The following is a 24,182-nucleotide window of genomic DNA, read 5'->3' on the forward strand; positions in this document are numbered from 1 at the left end:
CCCTTCAGACCCGGCTACCCACCAGAATAGATCGCAACTCCGCCACGGACTCGCAAACGGGGACCCGGAACGATTCCAAGGCGTCACGCGTACTATAGCCCCAGTCGACCAGAACAAGTCCAGTCCCGGCATTGACCGCCGTATTGCCGTCATGAGCGGAATCCCCCACCATGCAGACATCCGCAGGCGTTAGACCCCAGCTTTCGATAATATGAAATAGCGAAGAGGGATCGGGTTTACGGGGGAACTCCGATGAAAATCCGAGAATCGGGTCCAGAGGAATCCCCGGAAGTTTGTCAAGGACGAGAGGGCGCGTCACATCATGAGGCTTGTTGGACAACACCGCCAGGCGGGCACCTCCGTCCGACAACTCCCGCAACATGGGGATGATTCCCTCAAAGGGAGTCGTGCCACCCTGCCAGGTATGGGGATATTCGCGACCAAACTCTGCATACAGACACATCACATCATCGTCGCTAACCTCTCCCTTCGATTTCCGGAAAGCCTTCAACGCAGAACGGCACAATTCCCGGGCGCCCTTGCCCACCATCGTCGCCACGGTTTCCGCCGGATAAGGCGGATACCCCTGCGCCTTCAAGGCACGATTCAATCCTTCGGTAAGACCGGGCAGGGAATCGACCAGAGTACCGTCCAGATCGAACACAAATCCCTTGTACATATTCGTCAATCCTTCCTTAATGACCAAAACCGCGTTCCGAAGTCTGCAGGAACTTGACGAGATTGACAACATAGGGATTCGTCCCGAAACGCTCATCATTCAGCAACTCCTCCACCGCATCAGAAAATACCGTACCCTTATGCAGGAAAAACTTTTTATATGCCTGTTTGAGTGCCCGGATATCTTCTTCGCTAAACCCGCGACGCTGGAGGCCTATCGTATTGACGGAACGCACAACACAAGGGTGGCCTTCGGAAATCATGTACGGAGGAATATCTTTGACAACCCGGTTCCCTCCACCGATCAGGCTATGCTCACCGATGCGGACGAATTGATGAACGACCGTCCCTCCGGAAACAATCGCATAATCGCCAATCACCACATGGCCTGCTATGGCGGCGTAACCGGACAAAATCACATGATCACCCATGCGGCAATCATGCCCCATGTGAGCAGCAACCAGCATGTTGTTGTAATTGCCGACGACCGTCTTCTCTCCGGGATCCGTCGCGCGGTTCACCGAACTATATTCGCGGAACACATTGTGATGTCCCACTTCCAAATAGGTCGGCTCACCCTTGTACTTCAAATCCTGGCTCCTACCACCAATATAACAGTGGGGATAAAACTCATTGCATTCGCCAAACGTGGACGGGCCGTCGATAGTTACGTTGCTGTGAAGCACGCAACCTTTGCCCAACTTCACCTTGTCGCCGATCACACAGAACGGGCCGACATAAACGTCGTCAGCCAATTCCGCACCCGGATGAACAACTGCACTGGGATGGATTTCTGCCATGGCAGCGGGATTCTGCCGCAATTCCTCCGGAAAGGCAAAACCAAAAACAGGTTTAACGCCCTTCCTGCATCATTCTAAAGGTCTCCTCCATCGCAGCCGTGATCGAATCGGTCCAGGGAACCAGCAATTGACCGGATCCCTCAATCAGGAGCAAAGCCAGAGCCAGCACCGCAACGATGCGGAACGGCGACACGCGACGACGGATCTCCACCAGAGTCGTCAGACGCTGGTCCCAGGGGGAAAGCATGTTCTTTCTCGTCCACCACCAGGACAATGCCAGCAGAACGGGAGAAAAGACCGTCGTCACCAACCCCATGCCGAAAAATATTACATAAAACGACCGGGTCAACATGCGCATCAAACGGAGTTTCCCCCCATCCATCATCACCACGCGCAAACCGAGCAGAGCCTTGCCCGGAGTCGTCCCCCACAAAGACAAAGACACCGCCTCCAGCAACACCACCGGCAACCAAATAAGAGCATTGAAAAAAGAAAGATGAAACTCGCTGAACGACAAGCGTAAGAAAACAATGTAGAGCAACAGGTAAATCAACAAATCAATGATCCGTGCCATAAAACGAAGCTCGGGAGAAGCGAGCTCCACCCGGCGCTGGACATCGACCTTCCCGAATTCGTCCATACGCTCCAAAGGGATTGCTCCCTCTACGTCAGCATCGGAAGTTTGAACATCGGAGACATGTCCGAATTCTCCATCCGGTTCAGCCTCCTCCAATTCCCGTGAGAACCGGGTCAGGAAAAAATCCTTCAACTCCGGCAAATCCTTCAGAGGCATCCAAGACTTGCATCCACGATGCCACCCCATCGTATCGGCATCCAGTTCGCCACGTTCCACCATGGACATAATCTCCACAGCAGGAACGGGATCCTGTTTCTGTTGCCCGATTGCGTAATAAATATCCATAATCGCGTTCTAAAATCGTTTTTCTCAATCCCGGTTACATGCTTCGGAGAGCTTTCGCAGGATCCTGGTAGGCAGTCAGCACGGCAGGTACCACCGATGCCACGACAACCATCACAAATGCCTTCACCGACTGATTCAGCAATTCCGCAGGATTGATCTCCGCCGGAATCTCCACCCCGTGGAAATCCATCGGAAACGGATCAATACCGATCGTCTTTAGGAATATGTGGATCTGCACCCGGTAATGCAACACCAGCAACGCCAAAGCCACCCCCAACGCCGCCCCGGCAATACCGATAATCACCCCTTGCCACAGGAACACCCGCACGACCTGCCAGGGAGTAGCCCCCAAAGCCTTCATCAGGGCCAGTTCCTTCTTCCTCTGGATCGATACGGTAAACATCACCGCCATAATGCAAAAGGCAGCAATCATCCCGATAAAGGAGAGAACAAACCCCATCATCATGCGTTCCTGCTGAATCAACTTGAACCAGGAACTGTACTTGTCCATCCACGATTCAATGCCCCAACCGGAACTACCTTCATACGTTACAGGCAGGGCATGCTCCACATCGGCAGTCACCTGGGCAAGATCGTAGGGATTCTTCGTCCTGATCGCAATCGCCTGCACGTAATCATCCTCAAATCCCTGAAGCTCCTGACCAATCTCAAGCGGTATAAAAAGATCCGGACAAGTCACATGCTGGGACGCCTGATAGATTCCGATCACCGTCAGATCCTTCGGCAAAATAAGACTCTTGATCATGCGGACGCTGTTAATATCCTCCTTGTCCTTGTTCACCGACTTCAATGCCGAAACCATCGCCTTCAACTGACCGGAGACATTGGCAGGAAAAGTCAGTTCGCCCGCGACATCATCTCCGAAAGCGTCTTCCGGCAACACATCCAACACCTTTCCGATAGCCTCAGCCTCCACCTGTAGCCGGGGAGATCCATCCAGTTTCTGCAATAAAGACACCGCTTCCCTGACATCCGATCCGTTCCAGACAACGCCATCTTTTCCGTTGGGGCGCTTCTTGTCGGCAAGAGAGAGCAACCGGTCGAGTTCCGTTTCAAACCTCGTCGCAAGCAATGGGCGATCCATCTGTGAAAACGCACGCACTGCATCTCCATAATTACGCGTGGTAAACACGCGCAGCTTGTCATTAACCGATAAGCCCAGCATCCGGGCCACCGTTGAAGAAACCACCGCATTCTCGCCCAACCCGAGATCAAACGACCCCGAGCTTAACAACGGAGCAAGCTCCGCCATCTGCTCCTTGTTTTCCGTATCCAGAGCCCGGAACGAACATGGTCTTTGGGCACCGTTCACATCCACCAGGGCATAATCCTCCACCAGGGCATAAGTCGATTCTACCCCCGGCACCTTATTGATCGTCTCTTCCAGAGTCCGCCAGTCGCCAATCGCCCCTCGAAGACCTGGGACCGCATAATAATTCATCTGCAAATGGGGGGAATAGGCAAGCAACCTCTCCTGAAGCTCCTTCTGCAAGCCTCCCATCACCGACAACACAATAATAAGAACCATCACCCCCAGCGACACACCCAGCAAACAAATCAGCGTAATCACTGAAAAATACGTGCGCAACGGATTCAAATAACGCAGGGCCAATGACAGGCTCATGTGGCGACTCAGAAAATTCTTCATAAATACCGCCGGGAGAATGAAGGAAGCCCTCCCCGATTCCAAGGACAAAATGAGTCTGAGCGTAATCCCGGTCAGGATTTCTAAACCGCTGCGGTGAAATTGGAACTGGATGATGTCGGCTCTATCGCCTGGTAGGATGCCTGTTTCTAAACCAAAATGCATCATGATATGAAGGAGGCAGTCGATATGATATGTTCCAATTTCACCGCAGCAGTTTAAAGACAGACCGTAGAAAACACCTGGATTCTACTAAAGAAAAATTAGAGCCACACTGCATTAGCAGAGTGGCTCCAAGGTGAAAAGAGTTAATAATAAATATGAAGAGAGGAAGAAATCAGGCCTTTAATTCGTCTTCTTTCAGTTCCTTCTCATTTGTCGGCATTTTACCGGTCGTAAAGTAGGTCTCGATTTCTTCAAGAGAACGCCCCTTTGTTTCGGGAAGGAAGAAGTTCACCGTAATAAAATAAATCACCGTAAAGCCCGCCAGCATGAAGAACACGCTGGAGTAACCGATAGCTGCCACCCACGGCAGGAAGAACATAGCAATCGTCGTCGAAACCCCCTGGTTAATCAAAAGGGCGATGGACATGCCGTTGGAACGAATGCGCGTCGGCATCAGTTCGGAAAGAGCCAACCAGACACACACACCAGGTCCTACTCCGTAGAAGGAAATGAAGATAACGAAGCCAACCACGATCATCCAAGCAACCGTTTGAGAAGGACGGTCGCCAAGATCGGCGCTCAGGATCTTGATCCCGGCAATATTTCCATTCTTATCAGGAGAAGCCATAGGAATCGTCGCCATGGCAGGAGATTCCTCGCCGCCCTTCATCACTTTAGCAAAGTTGAAAACAAGGCTATTCTGTGCACCTCCCTGTTCATAGTTGACAACAAGCTGTTTGTTACTGTTGTCTTCGGAAGGATCTAGCCCCAGCTTGGTCAACACAGCGGGCGTATTCAGGTCGACATTGAGATGCTTATCCACGATCATCGTGCTGACTTGTTCCTTGACGGAAACACGGCTCTGTTCGATAGAAAGGAACAAGAAGCCGATAAGGCACAGCCCCACGATGATTCCGGACGTACCAATGCGCAGAAGGAATTTACGTCCCATCTTGTCAACAAGAGCAACAGCAACAATAGTCATGACCATATTAGCTACCTTCAAGGCAATATCGCCAGCGTTAGCAGACGTACCTTCAAGTCCACCCTGATGGAAGATACTCACCGAATAGTTGAGCATGGAATTAATGCCGGTCGCCTGGGTACAGGCAAGAATGACAACAGCAAGAATGAAAGGATAAACGTACTTTTTCTGAAACAACGTTTCCTTTTTCCCGGAACCGGCCTGAGCTTGCGCCTTGGCTTCGGCTGCAGTAGCTTCGATTTCCTCCATCGTCTGAACAGCCACTTTTTCGGAATTTCCGCGACGCAGAGCAGCCAGGGCTTCTTCCTTGCGATTACGCTTGAAAAGCCAGCGAGGTGATTCTGTTACAAACAGAGCGCCAATGCTCAACAAGACTCCGGGAATAATGGATACCCAGAAAATACCGCGCCAAGCCGTATCCTGGTGGAGATTCCAGTTTTCCACAGCCCAAGAGAACCCGTAGGCAATAAGAGCGGCCAGCACAAGCCCAATCGTCAGCATTAACTGGAACATACCGGTTCCCTTTCCTCGCGAATCGGCACTCAGACATTCGGCCAAGTACAAAGGTACGATCACACCAATCAAGCCGGCGGAAAAGCCCTGGATGATACGGCCGATGCACAGCTGAAGAAAACCGGAACTCACTTCGTACCCCCACAGGGTCCAGACTTCGCCGGAGAAGTAGGTACAGGCAATGATCGGAATGCTCACCACAAACAACAAGGAGCTGATGATAAGCATTTTCTTGCGTCCGAACATATCGGCAAGAGCACCTGCAAACAAGGATGAAATCACGCTTCCCCCAAGCACAGCGGCTACAACCAACCCTAGGTTGGCATCTTTCAGATAGTTGCCGGCAGTTGCCTTAAGAAAGGGGAGAGCCCCTGCGATAATCCCCACGTCCAATCCGTAGATCAAACCGCCCAAACCGGCGATAATCAACAGGTAGCGTGAGTACCTCTTAACGGAAGCGGAGACTTCCGATGAAGCAGTAGTTGAGTCACTCATGGTTTTTTTATTCTATGCAAATACAGTAGTTCCGCAACCAAAAAGAAAACAAGACCCTTCTGGAAAATGAATTTCCCGAAAGCATCTTAATTCCCTCCTCCCGATGTATCCGGTTCTGAAACTTCTCAGGGATGGAGCCGCCTTTCGATTTCCTCCTGCGCCAGATGGGCAAACGTACTCAGACGCGAGTCCTCGTTCCTGCCATACTCTCTTAATAACGGCAGAGACAAGTTTCCCCCGACTTTACCGAGAATACGCACGCCGGATTCACGAACCGCCGACGGGGTATCGTCTTTCTCGATCACCCCGAGAATCCCACGCTCGAGATTGTTTCCAGCAAGCATGCAACGTGTTTCCCACTGTTCGGGATTCATGCGCCACAATGCCAGTAAAAAATCAACGGATTTACCGTCCCGGCGAGCCAGCAAATAATCAACCGCAGGTACGGGTACGGACAAATTCGCCCGCATAAGGCTATCGACGGTATAGGCGAGCAGGAGACGCGTATTTTCATCGTCAGGCGGAGCCCAGACACCCAGCGCCGAGGCCAAAGCCGCCACGTATTCCGCATCGTTCCCCCAAGGTTCCCTCAAGCGCTCCGACAGCACGGCACAGACTCCGATGGACGGTTTGGCCGGAGGAGCAAGAGCCAGCCTCCGGGCTGCTGCTGCCACCCTTCTCGCATCAAGATTGCGCAACTCGCGCAAATTAGCCTCCAAATAAAACGGATCATCCGGGTTGTTCAATACCTTGGCAGGGGCCGACTCTTCAAAAAGATTGCGATCCAGCTCGACATCCATGAAATGCAAAGAGGAATCGCTTAATTCCAGCGTTCCGATCCGAGAGACGATTCTGGCCAGTTCATCAAATGAAAGCGGACTCTTATCTACAATAAACAATCCTCCCCCCTGCCTGCCATGGTATTCAGGAGTTTCACGCGTTTGCGACATTCGTTTCAAAAAAGCTCCTATTACTTCTGCTTTCCGTTCATCCCCGCCGCGCATCCAAATCCCGGCAACACCCCCGTTATCCTTGCGATCCGCCAATTTCCGGAACAGAGGATCCAGATCTCCGTCCCGGTACATTTCATCGTCCGGTTTTCCCTGGAGTCCCTCCGACGAAGAAACAAGAGCGGGTTTTACGGCGACAGAGGAAGAAGAGACTGCTGCATCCTGCCCGTCAACACTTCCCTTCTCCAGCCGCCCCGACAGCCCCTCTCTTGGCACGCGTGCATATAGCGCAAGCATCAGCGCCACGGCAACTCCGACCACACGCATGCCCCACGCCGGTGAACTGAGAAAAACCATCATCCCCCCCAAACAACCGAACAGGACACCGAATGCCTGGCGCTGGAAATCCCCCCGGATCACATCCAAATGCAAAATAACCAGACATACAAAAACAAGAAGAAGGCCGACCGCAAAAAACACATACCGGAACCGGCGCCTTCCCATACGCCCCAGCTTACGGGAAGTTCCCCGCTGTTCCCGGTCGAATAATCGCTTTTGCATGCAAATTACGAGTATCACGTTTATCACTCCGATGGCAAGACCTCTCTCGTCCCTACGGTCAGGCAAATCACCCATGCCTTCCACCGGTAAAATTCCTCATTTTTCCTTATGTCATTCCGAGGGAACGCACTTGCAGAAAAGCAACCGTGCATGTAGCATATTCGCCATGTCTTCACCGCTACCTGAACGACGCGATTTTATCAGGGACATGATCGCCTCCGATCTTGCCGAGGGCAAGCACACGGCGCCCATCACCCGTTTCCCCCCGGAACCCAATGGATACCTTCACATTGGACACGCCAAATCCATCTGCCTGAACTTTGGACTCGGTCAGGAATACGCTCCCATCGGCGGGCGATGCCACCTGCGCTTCGACGATACCAATCCGAGCAAGGAAGACCAAGAATACGTCGACAGCATCAAGGAAGACATCCACTGGCTCGGTTTCGACTGGGGCAGCCATCTTTATTTCGCCAGCAACATGTTCGACTTCTTCCACTCCTGTGCCGTCGCCCTCATTGAAAAAGGGCTCGCCTATGTGGACGAACAAAGCGTCGAGGATATCCGCGCCCAACGCGGCAACGTCACCACACCCGGACAGGAATCTCCGTTCCGCAACCGTTCCGTCAAAGAAAATATGGAACGTTTCACCGCCATGAAAAATGGTGAGATTCCCGAAGGAAAAGCCGTCCTCCGTGCCAAAATCGACATGTCGTCCTCCAACATGAACATGAGGGATCCCGTCCTCTACCGCATCATGTTCGCAGAGCACCACAACACCGGCAACACTTGGTGCATCTATCCGATGTACGACTTCGCCCACCCGCTGGAAGACGCCTACGAACACATCACCCACTCCCTTTGCACCCTGGAATTCGAAAACCACCGCCCCCTTTACGACTGGGTCATCGACAACTGTCCCGTCCCCAGCCGCCCCCGCCAAACGGAATTCGCCCGGCTCAATCTGACCTACACGGTCATGAGCAAGCGCAAACTCCTCCAGCTCGTGCAGGAAAAACTCGTCCATTCCTGGGACGATCCCCGCATGCCCACTGTCTCCGGCATGCGCCGCCGCGGCTACACGCCTGCGGCCATCCGCAACTTCTGCCAGACAATCGGTATCACCAAATTCAACGGGTTCACCGATGTAGCCCTGCTTGAATACAGTGTCCGCGAAGATCTCAACGCCAACGCTCCGCGCCGCATGGCCGTCCTCAACCCAGTCAAGGTCATCGTCGATACATTGCCTGAGGACTACCTCGAATACGTCGAAGTCCAAAACAACCCGGAACGCCCGGAAGACGGTTCCCGCATGGTTCCCATGACCCGTGAAGTCTGGATCGAACGCGATGATTTCATGATGGATCCGCCCAAAAAGTATTTCCGCCTCGCCCCCGGCAGAACAGTTCGCCTCCGCGGCGGTTACTGCGTCACTTGCAAGGATGTCGTCACCGATGCCGCCGGAACAATCACGGAAATTATCTGTGAACACATCCCCGGCACAATCGGGGCCAACCCTCCGGAAGGCATCCAGTGCCGCGCCGCCATTCACTGGGTCAGCGTCCCGCACGCCGTCAACGGCGAAGTTCGCATTTACGACCGCCTCTTCACGTCCGAAAATCCGGATGGCGAAGAAGCAGGCTTCCTCTCTGTCCTCAACCCGAATTCCCTCCAGGTGATCAAGCACGCCAAACTTGAACCTTCGCTGGCGGAGGTCGAACCCGAGTTCCGTTGCCAGTTCGAACGCATCGGCTACTTTGTCTCCGACCGCCGGGACCACGTCGCCGGACAGAAACCCGTCTTCAACAGAACGGTCGCCCTGAAGGATTCCTGGGCCAAAAAGAATAAATAATCACAACTCCATGAGCGACGACTGCCTCATTTTCAGCCCTATAGAAACCATTGTGGAAGAAATCCGCAACGGCCGCATGGTCATTGTCACCGACGACCCCGGCCGCGAAAACGAGGGAGACCTCATTTGCGCTGCGGAATGGACGACTCCGGACATGATCAACTTCATGGTGACCCATGCCCGAGGATTGGTCTGCGCTCCGCTTTCCGGGGAACGGACGGATGCCCTGGGACTTCCCCTGATGACTTCCGTCAACAGAGAAAACATGTCCACGGCATTCACCGTGTCCGTGGATGCGAGTGCCGCCCATGGAACAACCACCGGCATCAGCGCTTTGGAACGAGCCGCTACCATCCGTCTGCTGGCCGATCCGAAAGCAACCAACGACGACTTTGTTCAGCCGGGACACATTTTCCCGTTGCGCGCCGTCGAAGGCGGCGTCCTGCGCCGGGCCGGTCACACGGAAACAACGGTCGACCTCATGAAGCTGGCGGGTCTCCAACCCGCCGGAGTCTGCTGCGAAATCATGAACGAGGACGGCACCATGGCCCGCATGGCCGACCTCGCCCAGTTCCAGAAAGAGCACGGCCTCAAAGCCTGTTCCACTGCACAGCTAATTGAATACCGCCGCAAAACGGAACAACTCATTGCCCGTACGGAAACCATCAGCCTCCCCACGGATTACGGCGATTTCACCTGCCACCTTTACGAATCCAGCCTGGACGGAGCCCACCATCTCGCCCTCGTTCACGGAGATATCGACCCGGACAAGTCCATACTCGTCCGCGTTCACAGCGAATGCTTGACAGGGGATGTTTTCGGCTCCCGCCGCTGCGACTGCGGCAGCCAGCTCCACGTCGCCATGCGCCGCGTGTCGGAAGAAGGAGGAATCATCCTCTACCTGCGCCAGGAAGGACGCGGCATCGGCCTCCCCGCCAAACTCCATGCCTACAAACTCCAGGAGCAGGGCCTCGATACCGTCGAGGCCAACGTCAAACTCGGTTTTGCCCCCGACCTGCGCGACTACGGCATCGGAGCCCAAATACTCCGGGATCTCGGCGCACGCCATCTGCGCCTGATGACTAATAACCCCAAGAAAATCAGAGGACTCGAAGGATTCGGACTCGACATCGTCGAACAAATACCGATCCGCATCGAGCCCAACGATATCAACCGCCACTATCTGGAAACCAAGCGGGACAAGATGGGTCACCTCATCTGAACCTCGCCACCGCCCACACTATTTTCCCGCCATGTCCCACGCTATCCCCGAACGCCCGGCTCCATCCCCTACCGCAGCCAACATCACCATCGTCGCTTCACGCTACAACGAGCGCTATACCAATGCTCTTGTCGATCACTGCAGCCAAGAACTCGGTTTGATCCTGCCCAATGTGCAAGTCGATGTCATCCGCGTTCCCGGAGCTTTTGAAATCCCCGTCACAGTCAAGGCGGTTGCCACGCAAACCACTCCTAGGCCGACGGTTATTATTGCCCTGGGGGTCATCATCCAGGGCAGTACGGAGCATGCATCCCTCGTCGGCACCTCCGTCACCAACGCTCTGCTCGGCATTGCCGTGGAAACGCAAATTCCCGTTATCCATGAAGTACTCCTGCTCAATGATGAGCAACAGGCCTACGACCGCTGCATTGCCCCTGGGCTCAATCGCGGGCAGGAATCCGCCCGCGCCGCCGCCTCCATGGTCGACCTGTTTGCTTCACGGTTCACCGCCAGCCAGCATTAATTAATCTCTCTCACCCACTTCTACCTCTATGCTCTCCCGCCATCAAGTCAGGCAAGCTGTTGTCCAGTTCCTGTACGGACTTACTCTGGACTCCCTGCAATCCATCACAGACGCCGATATCGAAGCCATCTGGGACATCATCCTCGAACCCGATCGGGCTGCCCTCGATAAAGCCCGGGTCAAGGCCATCACCCATCTCACACGCGATCTGCCGGACAAAATCCGCCTGTTCCAAACCCGCGCCGACAATACGTTGAAAGCCATCGAAGGCAATCCCGCCCTGTCCGACTTCCGCGACATGTTAACAGATCTTATCAAACGGGAACAGAGCCTGGATGCTTCCGTCCGTTCTCTCCGCTCCGCGAAAAAGACCGATCCCGCCGCCGAAACACGGGCCATGGAGGCTGCCTATAATTCCCTGCAAATCATCAATTCCACCCTGTTGCAAATTCGACCGTCTCTCATAGCCAAACTGGAGGACTACCCCCAGTTCCGTTTCGTCATGGATCCGCTGAAGAGTTCCATATCCAAGCTTCAGGACATCAGTTCCAGAATCAGTGGTCTCGAAAACCCGGAAGGCCACAAAAACGCTACCGAATTCGCCCCCGTTATTGAAACATCCCAGGAAATGTGCCAATTGCGCACGGACGCGGGAGAATTGCTCCGTAAAGTCCTCGCCAATATCGAAGATCTCGACCAGCTTATTTCCGACAAACTGGAGAACTTCTCCCCGGAACGAATCAGTCCGGTCGACCGTTCTATCCTTCGCCTGGCCGCCTACGAGTTGAAATACCGTAAAGACCTCGCCACCCCGATTGTCGTCAAGGAAGCGATCCGCCTCGCGGAAGACTACTCCACATCGGAAGCTCCGCGCTTTGTCAACGGCATCTTGACCGGTATCGCCACTTCCTGCAGGAACTGATCGTTCCCATCACTGTTCTATCATCACACACACCGCTCTCCCCTCATGGCAGGCTTCTTCTCCAAACTACTCAACAAATTCTCCCGTAGCCCGAAAATCGACTGGGATGAACTGGAAGCCGAACTTGTCACCTCTGACATCGGTATCAAGCGAGCCATGGCTCTCGTCGATGAAATGCGGGAACGCCGGGATATTGATGCGGACAGTATTGTCAACGAAACCCGGGAGACTATCCGGCAGGCCTTCCCGTCGCAACCGGCTCCCCTGCCCTCCGCTCCGGACGGCAAACCAACCGTCATCCTCGTCGTCGGCGTCAACGGTACGGGCAAAACCACTTCCGCCGCTAAACTGGCCTATCTCCTGACCGGTCAGGGCAAGCGAGTCCTGCTCGCTGCCGCCGACACATTCCGGGCTGCCGCCGTCGAACAGCTGGAAAACTGGGCTACCCGCCTCTCCCTGCCACTTTACAAGGGACGCCCGAACCAAGATCCGGCATCCGTCTGCTATGAAGCCCATGAAAAGGCTCTCCGGGAAGGTTTCCAGTATCTCATCTGCGACACGGCAGGACGCCTCCACACGCGTCACAACCTGATGGAGGAACTCACTAAAATCCGCCGCACAATCGCCAAACAGGATGAAACGGCCCCGCACGCCACCCTTCTCGTCGTCGATGCCACAACCGGAGCCAACGCCCTCTCCCAGGCAAAGGAATTCCACAAGGCAACTCCGCTCGACGCCGTCATCGTCACGAAGATGGACGGTTCCGGCAAAGGAGGAGTCGCTCTTGCCATTCTGGATGAAATGAAGATTGCCCCCGCCTACCTCGGTACCGGGGAAGGAGCAGGAGACTTCGAAGCATTCGACAGAGACCGCTTCGTAGATCAGCTCCTCTAATCAGAGTAACAATTCCACGACGACCATGCGATCCTTCAAACTGCGGCCTCAATTAGCCGAACGCATTTGGGGCGGCCAGGACCTGCCCATGCTCCGCCTCGGCATCCCCGGCAAACCCGGCGTCCAATACGGAGAATCCTGGGAAATATGCGACCGTCCCGAACTGGATAGCATCGTCAGTGACGGAGACCATGCCGGGCAATCCCTCCATAGCCTCTGGAGCACCTACCGTGAAGAAATTTTCGGTCAAGGCTATGAGTCCCTGGACCGTTTTCCTCTGCTCTGCAAGATACTGGATGTCCACGACAACCTTTCCCTCCAAATCCACCCCCCTGCACAGACGGCAGCCCGCTGGAACGGAGAAGTTAAAAACGAAATCTGGTACATTGCTTCGCACTCCCCCGGAGCCACCATCTATATGGGTCTGAAACGGGATTTTACCGAATCCGAAATCAAGGGAGCCATCCGAACCAACCGTCTGGCGGACATGATGGGAGCCTACTCTCTGAACGATGGAGACAGCGTCTTCATCCCCTCCGGCCTTGTCCACGGCATCGGAGCCGGCCACGTCATTTACGAAATCCAGCAGAACAGCGACACCACTTATCGCCTTTACGATTGGGGCCGGGTGGATGCCTCCGGCCATGCCCGTGAACTTCACTTGGAGCAATCCCTGGATGCCATCCGTGAAGCGGGTAATCCCGTCTGTTCTCCCCGCCCGGCAGCTCCCGGCGTGCTGGTCGACGAATCCTGTTTCCGCATCGTCGAAGAACATCTGACGAACGGAACCGTCCCATTAAACATTCCGGCCTCTCAATTCGCCGTCCTCGTCGTCATCTCTGGAGAATTGGATTACGGCAACGATCTCCCCGCCCGTCCCGGAGACTTCCTGATTTTTCCCGCTCATGGAGAAGCTCCTGTCGCCATAGGACCGGCACGCCTCCTCATTGCTACTGTCCCGCCCCAGTCATGACCCAGCCAGCACCCATCACCGGACAGACTGAAACGTCCCTCACGCAATTCCTCGCCGCTCACGGATTGCCGGCCTTCCGCGCCAAACAAATTCTCGGCTGGATATGGGACAAGAGAGTCGAATCATTCGAGAGGATGACCAACCTCCCCGCTACCTTGAAAAACCTTCTGGGAGCCAACTTCTCATGGCCGGCCATGGAAACCGTCCAGATTCAAGGAAAACCCGGAAAAACCCGGAAATTTCTCTCACGGCTGGACGACGGACAATGCGTTGAATCCGTCATTATCCCCGCTGCTACCGGAGGCGACGGAGGGCAATCGGAACGCCTCACCCTCTGCGTTTCATCGCAGGTCGGCTGTGCTTTCGGGTGCAAATTCTGCGCATCCGGGCTGCTGGGCTTCTCCCGCAACCTGAACGCCGGGGAAATCGTCGGACAAATCCTTGCGGCAGAACGCATCACCGGGGAACGCATCGACAACCTCGTTTTCATGGGCATGGGAGAACCTCTCGCCAATTTCGACAATCTCGTCACGGCTCTGGACATTATCACCGCTCCTTGGGGGCTCAATATCGGAGGTCGCCACATCACCGTTTCCACCTCCGGCTATGCCCCCAACATCGTACGCCTCGCCTCCTATCCCAGGCAGATACGCCTGGCCATATCCCTCCACGGAGCCACGGACGATGTCCGTAACCAGATCATGCCGGTTAACAAGAAGTGGCCCTTGAGAGAACTCGTACCCGCTCTGGCTGCCTGGGCCAGTGCCCGGAAGCAGATGATTACGATGGAATACATCCTGATCCAAGGCGTCAACGACAGTCTGGAAGCAGCCGGACATCTCGCCTCGCTCGCCCAGCGCCTTAACGCCAAAGTAAACCTCATCCCCTACAATACCGTCGAAGGCCTTGACTGGCAACGTCCTCCGCTATCCCATTGCGAACGCTTCCGCGACCGTCTGAAACAAGCAGGTATTCCTGTCACCCTCCGTTATGAAAAAGGACATGACATCGATGCCGCCTGCGGTCAGCTCCGCCTCAAAAAACTGAAAGAAGACGGGCAAGACATCCTAGTCTGATCTTTGCAAGAGAGCCTTGCGCAAGAAGTTATCCCTGTAACCGGTTCCCGGCGGAAAACCGGGGCAGGTCATGCCCCGGTTTGCACTGTCAGAGTTTGTTCGGCCTTCAACGTCAGGGGAGTTCCCCAGACAAGCACGCCTTTCTCAACTTTGAAATCAGGTGCCGGCTTCCCATCCACGGTCACCCGGACCTTCTTCAAGGGGAAGGCAAGCTTTAATTCCCTGAGAGTTAATTGACCATACTTCAAAGTAACCCCGGCCATCCAGGCGTTCCCCTGCTTCTCTTGTGAGTAGGTTCCCCATCCTTCCGCCGTCGTGAAAGCGGCCTTGAAATTCTCAGGGGACATTCTGGGATTAAACCCGAGTTTTCCCTCCGGCCCATTGTAATCATATCCGCAAGCGCTCAGGAACGTTCCGTAACTGGCCATGGCACGGGCATAATGGTCGGAACACTCAATCTCGTTGTAAGGATTGCGCTTCTCCGCAGAATAACGGTCATGGATGGCCCGCGTTACAGCCAATGCCTCCTTCACCATGCCCGCGCGCATCATGTGAGAGGCAAGTTGATGCTCGAATCCGGACATGCACTCGTTGAGATAGCCGTGAGTCCAGCTGCTGCCCTTATACGGATCGGATTCATTCAAGGCATTCGTACACATCAGAGTCCCCCCCTCCCCTTCAACGTAATAGGGACGTCCCAAAGGCCGGACATGTTTGAGATACTCCGTCAGATCGGGTGAAAAATTATTGTCCCAGATGGATCGGAGAGCCTTTTTCTGCCTGTCGGGGGAAATGAGTTCGCCCAATCCGCACTGATAAGCCATGCTTTGTCCGAACAACTGGTCGATGAAACTCCCATTATATGTGCCAAACACGTTCGGATGAGCTTCATCCTTCTTCTGGATGAACCATTTCCCATTGAAGAGACGCGCCTCTACAGCTTTGCGGCCTTTCTCCCGGCGATCCCGGCACAGCTTGGCAAACTCTCCGTCTCCCACGGCAAGAGCCATTTCCTCGCCAGCCTTGAACGCCCCAAGAGCTTCAATACTCGTCCAGGCGATTTCGCCATACCAAGCGGCATCCAACGTATTTTCCTGAGCCCCGTCAAGAATCCCGTCCCCATCGCGGTCATGATCCAAGACATACTGGACAGCCTTTTTCGCACGAGGCCAAACCTTGTTGAGGAAGGAATCGTCAGCGCTCATCGTGTGTTCCCTCCAAATCCCCATAATCCGTCCGCATTGTCCGTCAATGGCAGGTTGCCGGTTATGCTCGGCCCGCATGCCGATCCCCCCCGTCTCGGGATGGAATCCTATACCCAGATCCACCCGGTCGCGCGTCACGCGTTCGATGTCCGGGAACAGACGGGCGGGAGCCTGGGCGTACTGCCAGACGTGAGTACATGTACCTTCACAAGCGCCTACTCCCTCCCAGGCATAAAACCGTCCATTCGTCAAGCGGTGACTGGTCGTAGTCGCCAACGTCGACGTATTGGCAAAAGTCCTGTCAAGGAACCAGAACGGCAGAGAGGAATCATACCACGTATCCCTCCAAAGCTTCGTCCCGCCAACCAGGCTCTTCCAATGATCAGCCACATAGGATGCCACATCGTTCGCATTGGAGAAACGCGCGGCATAGTGCCGCCGTCCCTTCTTGCCATCGGTATCGGGACGTCCCGTATCACCCATCGTATTCAGATAGATATTGGGGAAATACCAGGCCAGGATAAAGTCAACCTGCACGGATTCCCCGGCAGGAATGGAAAAATCCCGGGTCAATCCCCCCAACGGCTTATCCTTGTCGAAACGGACATTCCCCACGGATGGCTGCGAACCATCCATCCCGAACAGAGCTTGCTCCGTATTTCTCGCAGGAAGACTGGTCATAGCACGAGTACCTTTCCCGGGACTCGCCAAAGCAAAACAGAACGAACCGAAATCCGCTTCTTCTTTCAAGGGACGGGCAGGAGGAGCCGGAGAATCGGAAAAAACGATATGATCCACAATGATATTGCCCCAGCTTCCCTGTGCCCCATCATAAATTCGCAAACGGGCTTTCTTCCCGATGTAATCCTTCACGGGAAAAGCATCGGGGCGCAAACGGTTGGAATTATGCCCCGTTGCAGAGCATACGGCTTTGCCGTCAACCAGCAATTCGATTCCCGTCCCTCCTTCTTTCTCTCGGCCGGGTTTCCGGCCTCCAGCAATTGAAAATCTGATAAATTCCCGGTCAATCGTGAATTCCGGGCTCAGCAGGCTACCCGTATGGGAGTCTCCCGCCATAACGTCTCCTCCCGTTCGGACATTGTGAGAAACGGCAGCCCTCGAACCGTGCATCCCGATGTCTCCCATATACGGGGGGATACGGGCATTATCCAGTGGAGTTTTGTCAAAAGCCGTACCTTCGACCTTCCAGCCGGCATAATCCTCCCGCTCGAAATCTTCAAAGCTCACATCTTCCCTGCCGGGAACCGCTACCCATTCCCCCTCTTCCGCCGTCATCAGCACGTGAGGCATCCCCCCATTCGGATCCGCCTTGTTCACCCGCATGCCAAGACCGGTGCCGCTATTGCAGCAGACAGCGTTTTTAAGCCATCCGCCAATCGTCCCGTTCACAGTGCTATCCGTACAATTCCAAATCGTAAAACTCATCACGGTACATGGAAGGGAAGAATCGTCCGTATTCAAGGGGATGAAAGGAGAAAAGGCTTCCAAACGGACGGACACGGGGAAATTCTGATCCGAATAATCAACCGTACCAATGGGATATGTCCCCGTGAAAACCACTCTGTTCCATCCGTTCCTGTCCATAGTCCGGACATGGTCGCCCACCTTGATGGCAAATCCCTGCTCCATTTGTTCCTGACCGGAGAATTCATCGTCTCCGGACTTGGCGATCTTTTGCGATTCCTCCGGAAACCCTTTCCTGAACGGAGAAGGCTGGGCCGAATCAGGATGCACATAGCTGGCTCCATCGCGGGACCGTATCCTGGCGCCGTTCCAGACCAATGACCGAGGCATGACTCCCTGCCGGTTGTCATTGAATACATCCCAAAGCCACAGCTTGCCATCTCCACCCAAATAGACAGTCCCGCAAAACAGGCCTCCCACCGGCATGCCGACATGGGAAAGCCCCGGACCGGAACTCACGGTTGTCAACTGTCCGCGATCCGTCAGGGAAGCCACCCATTCCGGAGAAAGCTTCTTGTCAACCGGAACAACGGCTTCATTCGGATAAACGCCGGCAGCCTGGACGACAACCGTCCCCCATACGGCAATGGCATGAACAAACAGTTTTTTTCTGGTTAAAATGGCCGGGACAATCATAGTTCACGTGATAATTACAATATGATTACGGAGTGGAATGCTCTTTTATTTCATCACGCAGGCGTTTTTCTCCCTTTTCCGTCCAATAGGCGCAATCCAGTTTGAAAAACACAGAGGTATAAGGCAGTAACCCTTGGGTCTTGATAATGACGACATTGAAGACGGACGCCGCCTCATCCAATTGGGCAATGATGTCTTCATGCGGCAGGGAAACCGGACGGACGCCGGAAAGCATTTTTCGCAATCCTTCACGATAGGCATTAATTCCGGGAGCATCTTCTTCACGGACAAAATCGAGCTCGGTATCCGTATACACAAGGGGGCGGACGTGTTTCTGCACGGCCAGCATGTCCAGAACCGCTTTGACAACGGCAGGCTGTTCCCCGTCGACCACGATCGTCTTAATGCCGGGATTGCTCTGGAGAGGATAAGCGGCATCCGTCACCACAACCCAGTTGCGATGCCCCAGCAAAGGCATCATATTCTTCACTTGGGACAATCCGTCTTCCCGCCCTTCGGACGCTAAACAGGAACAGGCGAGAAGCAGAAAGGCCAGCAAGGAGACAATATTACGTTTCATCGGATCACTCCATTCGGTTGCAATCAGGAAAACATGTTGCGCGGATCCAGGTAGCGATCCACCTCTTCTTCCGTCAAAATACCTTTCTCCAGCACGATTTCACGAACACTCTTGGTAGAATGCAGGGCTTCCTTCGCCAGCTCCGTCGCCTGGGCATAACCAATGACGGGTAAAAGAGCCGTCACAATGCCAATACTGCGGTCCACATAGCTGCGGCACACATCGCGGTTAGCGGTAATTCCATCCACCGTCCGTTCCTTGAGAACAATGCAAGCCTGCCTCAAGTGATTGATGCTCTTGAAGAGAGACCAGACAATAACCGGCTCCATTACATTGAGTTGCAACTGTCCGGCCTCAGCGGCGATCGTAATGGTTACATCATTACCGATCACCTCGAAAGCCACTTGGTTGACGACCTCCGGCACGACGGGATTCACCTTCCCGGGCATAATGCTGCTGCCCGGCTGAAGAGGAGGCAGATTGATTTCCCCGAGTCCGGCACGTGGGCCGGAAGAAAGCAGGCGCAAATCGTTGCAAATCTTGCTAAGCTTGGTGGATGTCCTCTTCAAAACCCCGGATAGTTGGACAAGAGCCCCCGTATCCTGCGTCGCTTCAAACAGATTGCTGGCCGTCACAATCTCCAGCCCGGAAACCTCCTGCAACCGTTCCCGGACGCGTTCGCGGTAACCGGGCACTGTACTGATACCGGAACCGATAGCCGTCGCCCCCATGTTCACTTCCTTGAGCAAATTCTCCGCTTCCTCCAACCGCTGGATGTCTTCGCGCAGCGTACAGGCAAACGCCGAAAACTCTTGTCCCAGCGTCATCGGAACGGCATCCTGCAACTGGGTCCTCCCCATTTTGATCACATCGGCAAACTCCGCCCCCTTCGCCTCAAAAGAGCCCGCCAGTTTGTCTACAGCCAGCAGAAGGCGTTTCAGGGCAAACCGCAGCCCCAGCCGGAATGCCGTCGGGTACACGTCATTCGTACTCTGGCTCAGGTTAACATGATTGTTGGGGTGGATGAAAGCATAGTCGCCGCGCTCCCGTCCGCAAAGTTCCAACGCCCTGTTAGCGATCACTTCATTGGCATTCATGTTGCATGACGTGCCGGCGCCCCCCTGCATCATATCTACCACGAAATGATCATAGAACCTGCCGTCCAGCAATTCATCGCAAGCCTGGACAATGGCTCGGCTGCGTTCCTTGTCCAGCAGGCCGAGATCGGCATTCGTCAGGGCGCACGCCTTCTTCACCAAAGCCAGCCCGCGAATCAGGTTCGGATAGGAACTCAGAGGAATATCCGTAATCGGGAAATTTTCCACGCCGCGCATCGTCTGGATGCCGTACAAAGCGGAAGCAGGCACTTTGCGCTCACCGAGGAGATCCTTCTCCACCCGGAAAACATCCCCCGGTTTATTCCCGGCAGGAGCACCAAGAACCGGACGCAGCGATACGCTTCCGGCTATTGTCGTCCGCAGACGCTCCAACAGTTCGGGATGAGCCCTGCCCAACCGGTCAAGGTCGTCATGGTTCCACTCAAGGCACACGGAGCGCTCCATCACTTCTCCCGTTAACGAATGGGGGCTGCCCTTGTCATAGAGCATTCTCTCCCCGAGCAGGGAACCGGGTCCGACATCCAGCAGGGGATTCAGCTCATCCCCGATACCACGGGCCAAACGGACGCTCCCCGTTAACAGGACGTACAGGCGCGAAGGCGGCATCTTTTCATAAAACAAAAAGTCGCCCGGGACATAAACACTCTCCCGTCCATATTCCAACAGGACATCCAAATCGTCCGATGTAAAATCCTTTAACAGCGATGAACGCAACGAATGCGGAAACAGCTCTTCCTTCATTCTTGAGTTCCTACCACTTTCCGAAGGAAATCTCAACGAGAAACAACAAATTTCCGGGACTGCGTCAACTAGGACTGTGTCAGCTCTTTTTCCGGGGCAGGAGGAGGAGTCTGGAGAGGAGCAGGGATTTTCATCACAAGCTGGTTGTTTTCAAAGACAATCGGAGCCGGCATTTTATTCAACTCCGTCCATTCCCATGTCTTCTCCAGCACTTTCCAGAACGGGAAATAAGGAGATTTACGTTCCTGCCACAGCCTGGCCGGGGTCGGAACAAAAGGATAAATCTGGATAGGCACTGTCTTCTGCCCTTCCTTCAAGGCTTCCGCCACCATCGTATACACTTCCTCAATACCTTCATCCGTGATGGCGATACATCCCGCCGATACGTCGCTGCCGTGTACCATGATGTAGGAACCGGTGCGTCCCAGAGAACGGTCATACTCGTTCGGATAGCCGATATTGAAGGAAAGATGGTACTTGCTATTCGGATTGAGGGCAGCGGGAACAACCTCGTAAAAACCTTCCGGCACCTGGTTGTCCCCCTCCTTTTCCTTCGGTCCCAGATTGCCGGACATGGCAGCCACCGGATAACGCTTCACCAGAACAAACGAGCCGGAGCCCTTCGGCTGTACCCACAGTTCCAGAATCTTATCCTCCTTGATTGCTCGGAGAAAAACCGGACTGCCCACATGCATATTACCCGGTGCCAGATATTCGGACATCTTCGGCGACGTCCGGGCTTTGGCCTGTACGTCACGGGCCTTCGCAGAGTCATTGCATGCTTGGAAACACATCGTCGTCACAAGAACACCTACCCATATCATCCAGCTTAATCCTCCTCGTTTGGAAGCGCTCATGGCGACAGGAGAACCAAAATAGAGGTATGATTCAATCCTTTTCGGAGACTGTAGCGAAAATTAATGGTTCACGTCTCCGTTTCTTTGATGTAGACTCTTGCAGAACATTTCCAACCATCCGCCATGAGCGAACTCAACGATCGCCTTTTCGAAGAAATCCTCCAGGCCCGCCAACGCGTGTACGCCGTCGGTAAGCCCACCCCCCTCCAGAAACTGAATCTGAGAGGAATCGACGCCCCCGTCTATGTCAAGCGCGAGGATCTCGGCCCCATTAAGGCCTACAAATGGAGAGGCGCCTACAATTGCATGGCATCCCTGCCTGCGGACAAACTCGCCAAGGGTGTCGTCGCCGCCTCTGCCGGAAATCATGCCCAGGGTGTAGCGCTTGCGGCACGCGTACTCAACTGCAAGGCGCGCATCTACATGCCCCGCTCTACCCCGGAAGTTAAACAGGTGGAAGTCAAACGCCACGGCGGCGACCATGTCGAAATCGTCCTGCACGGCGACAGCTACGATGAAACCGCCAGTGCCGCCCACCAGTACGCCGAAAAACACGGTTGTTCATTCATCCACCCCTACGACGACATTAAAACCATGGGGGGCCAGGGAACGCTGGCCGACGAAGTCGTCATGAGCGGCCACGGTCCATTTGACCGCGCCTACGTCCAAATCGGAGGCGGCGGTCTTGCCGCAGCCGTAGCCTGCGGGCTGAAAAAATTCTGGCCGGACATCAAAATCATTGCCGTAGAAGGTATCGACCAGGCATCCATGAAAGCTTCCGTCGAACAAGGAGGACGTACGACTCTGTCCTACGTGGATGTCTTCTGCGACGGCACTGCCGTCCGCATCCCCGGTGAAGAAACTTTTGAAATCTGCAAAGAGCTCGTCGACGAATACGTCACCGTCACCAACAACGAAGTCTGCCACTCCATCCGTGCCATGTGGGAGGCCAACCGCGTCGTCCCCGAACCCTCCGGAGCCATGGGACTGGCCGGATTCCTCAAGCAATGGGACGAAGGCCTGGTTCGACCCGATGAAAAAAGCCTCGTCATCATTTCCGGCGCCAATATGGATTTCACCCACCTGGCACAAATCGCCCGCCAGGCCGGCATCGGCAACTACGAAACCCACTACCTGCGCATCCCCATGGCCGCCAAGAAGGGCCAGTTGCTCAAATACCTCCGCAACATGCCGGAATCGACCACCCTCGTCGACATGCAATACGGCAAAACCGCCGGGGATATCCAATACCCCGTTTTCGGAGTGTCCGTCTCCGACGAAGACCTGGACCTCATCCGTAAACGGCTTCAGGACAAGGATATCGGGTTCGAGGACATCAGTGCCGACGACGACGTCAATTTCCGCATTATCCACTATCAGACGGAACTCTTCGACAACCCGCTCTTTGTCAAAATCGAATTCCCCGAACGTTGCGGAGCCTTACTGGATTTCATGGAGCGCATTGTCGATATAGCCTCAGTTTGCTATTTCAACTACGCCTACTCCGGCGAACGCGTCGGACGTGCCCTCGTCGGTCTGGAATTCGATTCACCCGACATGCGGGAAGCATGTATGGACCGCATCGGGAAAATGCCCCGCAATGTCATTCGTGCCGTCCACAATGTCTCCGAGACAGCCAAGGAACGCATCATGGGCAACGAGAATCCCATCCACTTCAAAGGGCACTAATCAGTAGCGGCATGTCTCCTCTCCCACGCCTCATCCTCGCCTCGCAATCCCCGAGGCGTAAAGACCTTTTGGCGTCCACCGGACTCGATTTCGAGATCATCGTCCGACCGTCCGACGAAATCCAGGATTCTTCCATGGAACCGGAACGTCTCTGCCTGTACAACGCCGGCCTGAAAGCCGATGCCGTCGCCCGCGAATTCCCCGATGCTACCGTCATCGGGGCCGATACCCTCGTCTTCCTCGGCAACGAACCTCTCGGCAAACCCTGCGACAGGAATGATGCCGTCCGCATGCTTACAATGCTGTCCGGAAAATTTCACTGTGTCTGCACCGGTGTCTGCTTGCGTTCTCCATTGGGTCACATTGACTTGCCGGTCATCACAAAAGTGAAATTCCGGAAGCTCTCTCCATCAACTATCGACCGCTATCTGGAACTCGTACATGTCCTTGACAAAGCAGGGGCTTATGCCTTTCAAGAGCATGGAGACATGATCGCCGAGTCCATCGAAGGAGATGCCAATAATGTCATCGGCCTCCCCATTGATGCCCTGATGCGCCAACTGGCAGCCTGGGGATATTCCCGCTAGGAAGAATCTCTTGCATTCACGATTTGTTACAGAGGGGCTTGCCAAGCGGCCAGTTTTCTGCCATACACCTGCAGATTTAAACTTGTT

19 protein-coding genes are annotated in these 24,182 nt (G+C 54.6%); 9 read left to right on the forward strand and 10 right to left on the reverse strand.

The genetic code is table 11. From position 1 onward, the window contains the following. Window positions 1–4: 4 nt before the first annotated feature. The 6 genes from QET93_RS00315 to QET93_RS00340 form a co-directional block, all read right to left on the reverse strand. Window positions 5–679, reverse strand: a complete 675-nt coding sequence (locus QET93_RS00315; protein ID WP_280126745.1) for an HAD-IA family hydrolase — start codon at window positions 677–679, stop codon at window positions 5–7. A gap of 16 nt (window positions 680–695) precedes the next feature. Then, window positions 696–1,478 (reverse strand): acyl-ACP--UDP-N-acetylglucosamine O-acyltransferase, encoded by a 783-nt coding sequence (gene lpxA, locus QET93_RS00320; protein ID WP_280126744.1) that lies wholly within the window; start codon window positions 1,476–1,478, stop codon window positions 696–698. Window positions 1,479–1,530: 52 nt separating this feature from the next. Next, window positions 1,531–2,400, reverse strand: coding sequence for an RDD family protein (locus tag QET93_RS00325; protein WP_280132584.1), 870 nt, complete (start codon window positions 2,398–2,400; stop codon window positions 1,531–1,533). A gap of 34 nt (window positions 2,401–2,434) precedes the next feature. Continuing rightward, the gene (locus QET93_RS00330) at window positions 2,435–4,069 is read right to left on the reverse strand and encodes an FtsX-like permease family protein (protein WP_322190031.1); all 1,635 of its coding nucleotides are present in this window, start codon (window positions 4,067–4,069) and stop codon (window positions 2,435–2,437) included. 334 nt (window positions 4,070–4,403) lie between these two features. Beyond that, a complete protein-coding gene (locus QET93_RS00335; protein ID WP_280126741.1) occupies window positions 4,404–6,224 on the reverse strand; it encodes an MFS transporter in 1,821 nt (606 codons plus the stop codon). A gap of 125 nt (window positions 6,225–6,349) precedes the next feature. Continuing rightward, window positions 6,350–7,735 carry a hypothetical protein gene (locus QET93_RS00340; RefSeq protein ID WP_280132586.1) on the reverse strand — a complete coding sequence of 462 codons (1,386 nt, stop codon included), beginning with the start codon at window positions 7,733–7,735 and terminating at the stop codon, window positions 6,350–6,352. A 166-nt stretch (window positions 7,736–7,901) separates the two neighbouring features. Here QET93_RS00340 and QET93_RS00345 point away from each other — a divergent pair, with 166 nt between their 5' ends. The 7 genes from QET93_RS00345 to rlmN are packed head-to-tail and all read left to right on the forward strand — an operon-like array spanning window position 7,902 to window position 15,197. Beyond that, window positions 7,902–9,587 carry a glutamine--tRNA ligase/YqeY domain fusion protein gene (locus tag QET93_RS00345; RefSeq protein WP_280126739.1) on the forward strand — a complete coding sequence of 562 codons (1,686 nt, stop codon included), beginning with the start codon at window positions 7,902–7,904 and terminating at the stop codon, window positions 9,585–9,587. A gap of 10 nt (window positions 9,588–9,597) precedes the next feature. Continuing rightward, window positions 9,598–10,809: a bifunctional 3,4-dihydroxy-2-butanone-4-phosphate synthase/GTP cyclohydrolase II gene (locus tag QET93_RS00350; RefSeq protein ID WP_280126738.1), complete on the forward strand. Its 1,212-nt coding sequence runs from the start codon at window positions 9,598–9,600 to the stop codon at window positions 10,807–10,809. Between the two features lie 31 nt (window positions 10,810–10,840). Then, window positions 10,841–11,332 (forward strand): 6,7-dimethyl-8-ribityllumazine synthase, encoded by a 492-nt coding sequence (gene ribH / locus QET93_RS00355; protein WP_280126737.1) that lies wholly within the window; start codon window positions 10,841–10,843, stop codon window positions 11,330–11,332. Window positions 11,333–11,360: 28 nt separating this feature from the next. Next, window positions 11,361–12,254, forward strand: coding sequence for a transcription antitermination factor NusB (gene nusB / locus QET93_RS00360; RefSeq protein ID WP_280132587.1), 894 nt, complete (start codon window positions 11,361–11,363; stop codon window positions 12,252–12,254). A 45-nt stretch (window positions 12,255–12,299) separates the two neighbouring features. After that, a complete protein-coding gene (gene ftsY, locus QET93_RS00365) occupies window positions 12,300–13,148 on the forward strand; it encodes a signal recognition particle-docking protein FtsY (protein ID WP_280132588.1) in 849 nt (282 codons plus the stop codon). 25 nt (window positions 13,149–13,173) lie between these two features. Continuing rightward, window positions 13,174–14,121, forward strand: coding sequence for a type I phosphomannose isomerase catalytic subunit (locus QET93_RS00370; RefSeq protein ID WP_280126734.1), 948 nt, complete (start codon window positions 13,174–13,176; stop codon window positions 14,119–14,121). After that, entirely contained in the window at window positions 14,118–15,197 is a 1,080-nt protein-coding gene (gene rlmN / locus QET93_RS00375) for a 23S rRNA (adenine(2503)-C(2))-methyltransferase RlmN (protein WP_280132589.1), read from the forward strand. The genes QET93_RS00370 and rlmN overlap by 4 nt, the downstream gene beginning before the upstream one ends. A 68-nt stretch (window positions 15,198–15,265) precedes the next feature. On the opposite strand, the gene QET93_RS00380 is transcribed toward rlmN, so the two are convergent. From QET93_RS00380 to QET93_RS00395, 4 genes are all read right to left on the reverse strand, one after another. Continuing rightward, the gene (locus QET93_RS00380) at window positions 15,266–18,523 is read right to left on the reverse strand and encodes a GH116 family glycosyl-hydrolase (protein ID WP_280132590.1); all 3,258 of its coding nucleotides are present in this window, start codon (window positions 18,521–18,523) and stop codon (window positions 15,266–15,268) included. Between the two features lie 25 nt (window positions 18,524–18,548). Beyond that, a complete protein-coding gene (locus tag QET93_RS00385) occupies window positions 18,549–19,103 on the reverse strand; it encodes an RbsD/FucU domain-containing protein (protein WP_280132591.1) in 555 nt (184 codons plus the stop codon). Between the two features lie 23 nt (window positions 19,104–19,126). Beyond that, on the reverse strand, window positions 19,127–20,962 hold the full coding sequence (gene aspA, locus QET93_RS00390) for an aspartate ammonia-lyase (RefSeq protein ID WP_280132592.1): 1,836 nt from the start codon (window positions 20,960–20,962) through the stop codon (window positions 19,127–19,129). Window positions 20,963–21,030: 68 nt separating this feature from the next. Continuing rightward, entirely contained in the window at window positions 21,031–21,819 is a 789-nt protein-coding gene (locus QET93_RS00395) for a L,D-transpeptidase family protein (RefSeq protein ID WP_280132593.1), read from the reverse strand. A 123-nt stretch (window positions 21,820–21,942) separates the two neighbouring features. On the opposite strand from QET93_RS00395, the gene QET93_RS00400 reads away from it, so the two are divergent. Next, window positions 21,943–23,508: a pyridoxal-phosphate dependent enzyme gene (locus QET93_RS00400; protein ID WP_280132594.1), complete on the forward strand. Its 1,566-nt coding sequence runs from the start codon at window positions 21,943–21,945 to the stop codon at window positions 23,506–23,508. A gap of 11 nt (window positions 23,509–23,519) precedes the next feature. Beyond that, the gene (locus tag QET93_RS00405) at window positions 23,520–24,095 is read left to right on the forward strand and encodes a Maf family protein (RefSeq protein WP_280132595.1); all 576 of its coding nucleotides are present in this window, start codon (window positions 23,520–23,522) and stop codon (window positions 24,093–24,095) included. Window positions 24,096–24,182 lie beyond the last annotated feature (87 nt).

This window comes from Akkermansia sp. N21116 (assembly GCF_029854705.2).
Taxonomy (GTDB): Bacteria; Verrucomicrobiota; Verrucomicrobiia; order Verrucomicrobiales; family Akkermansiaceae; genus Akkermansia.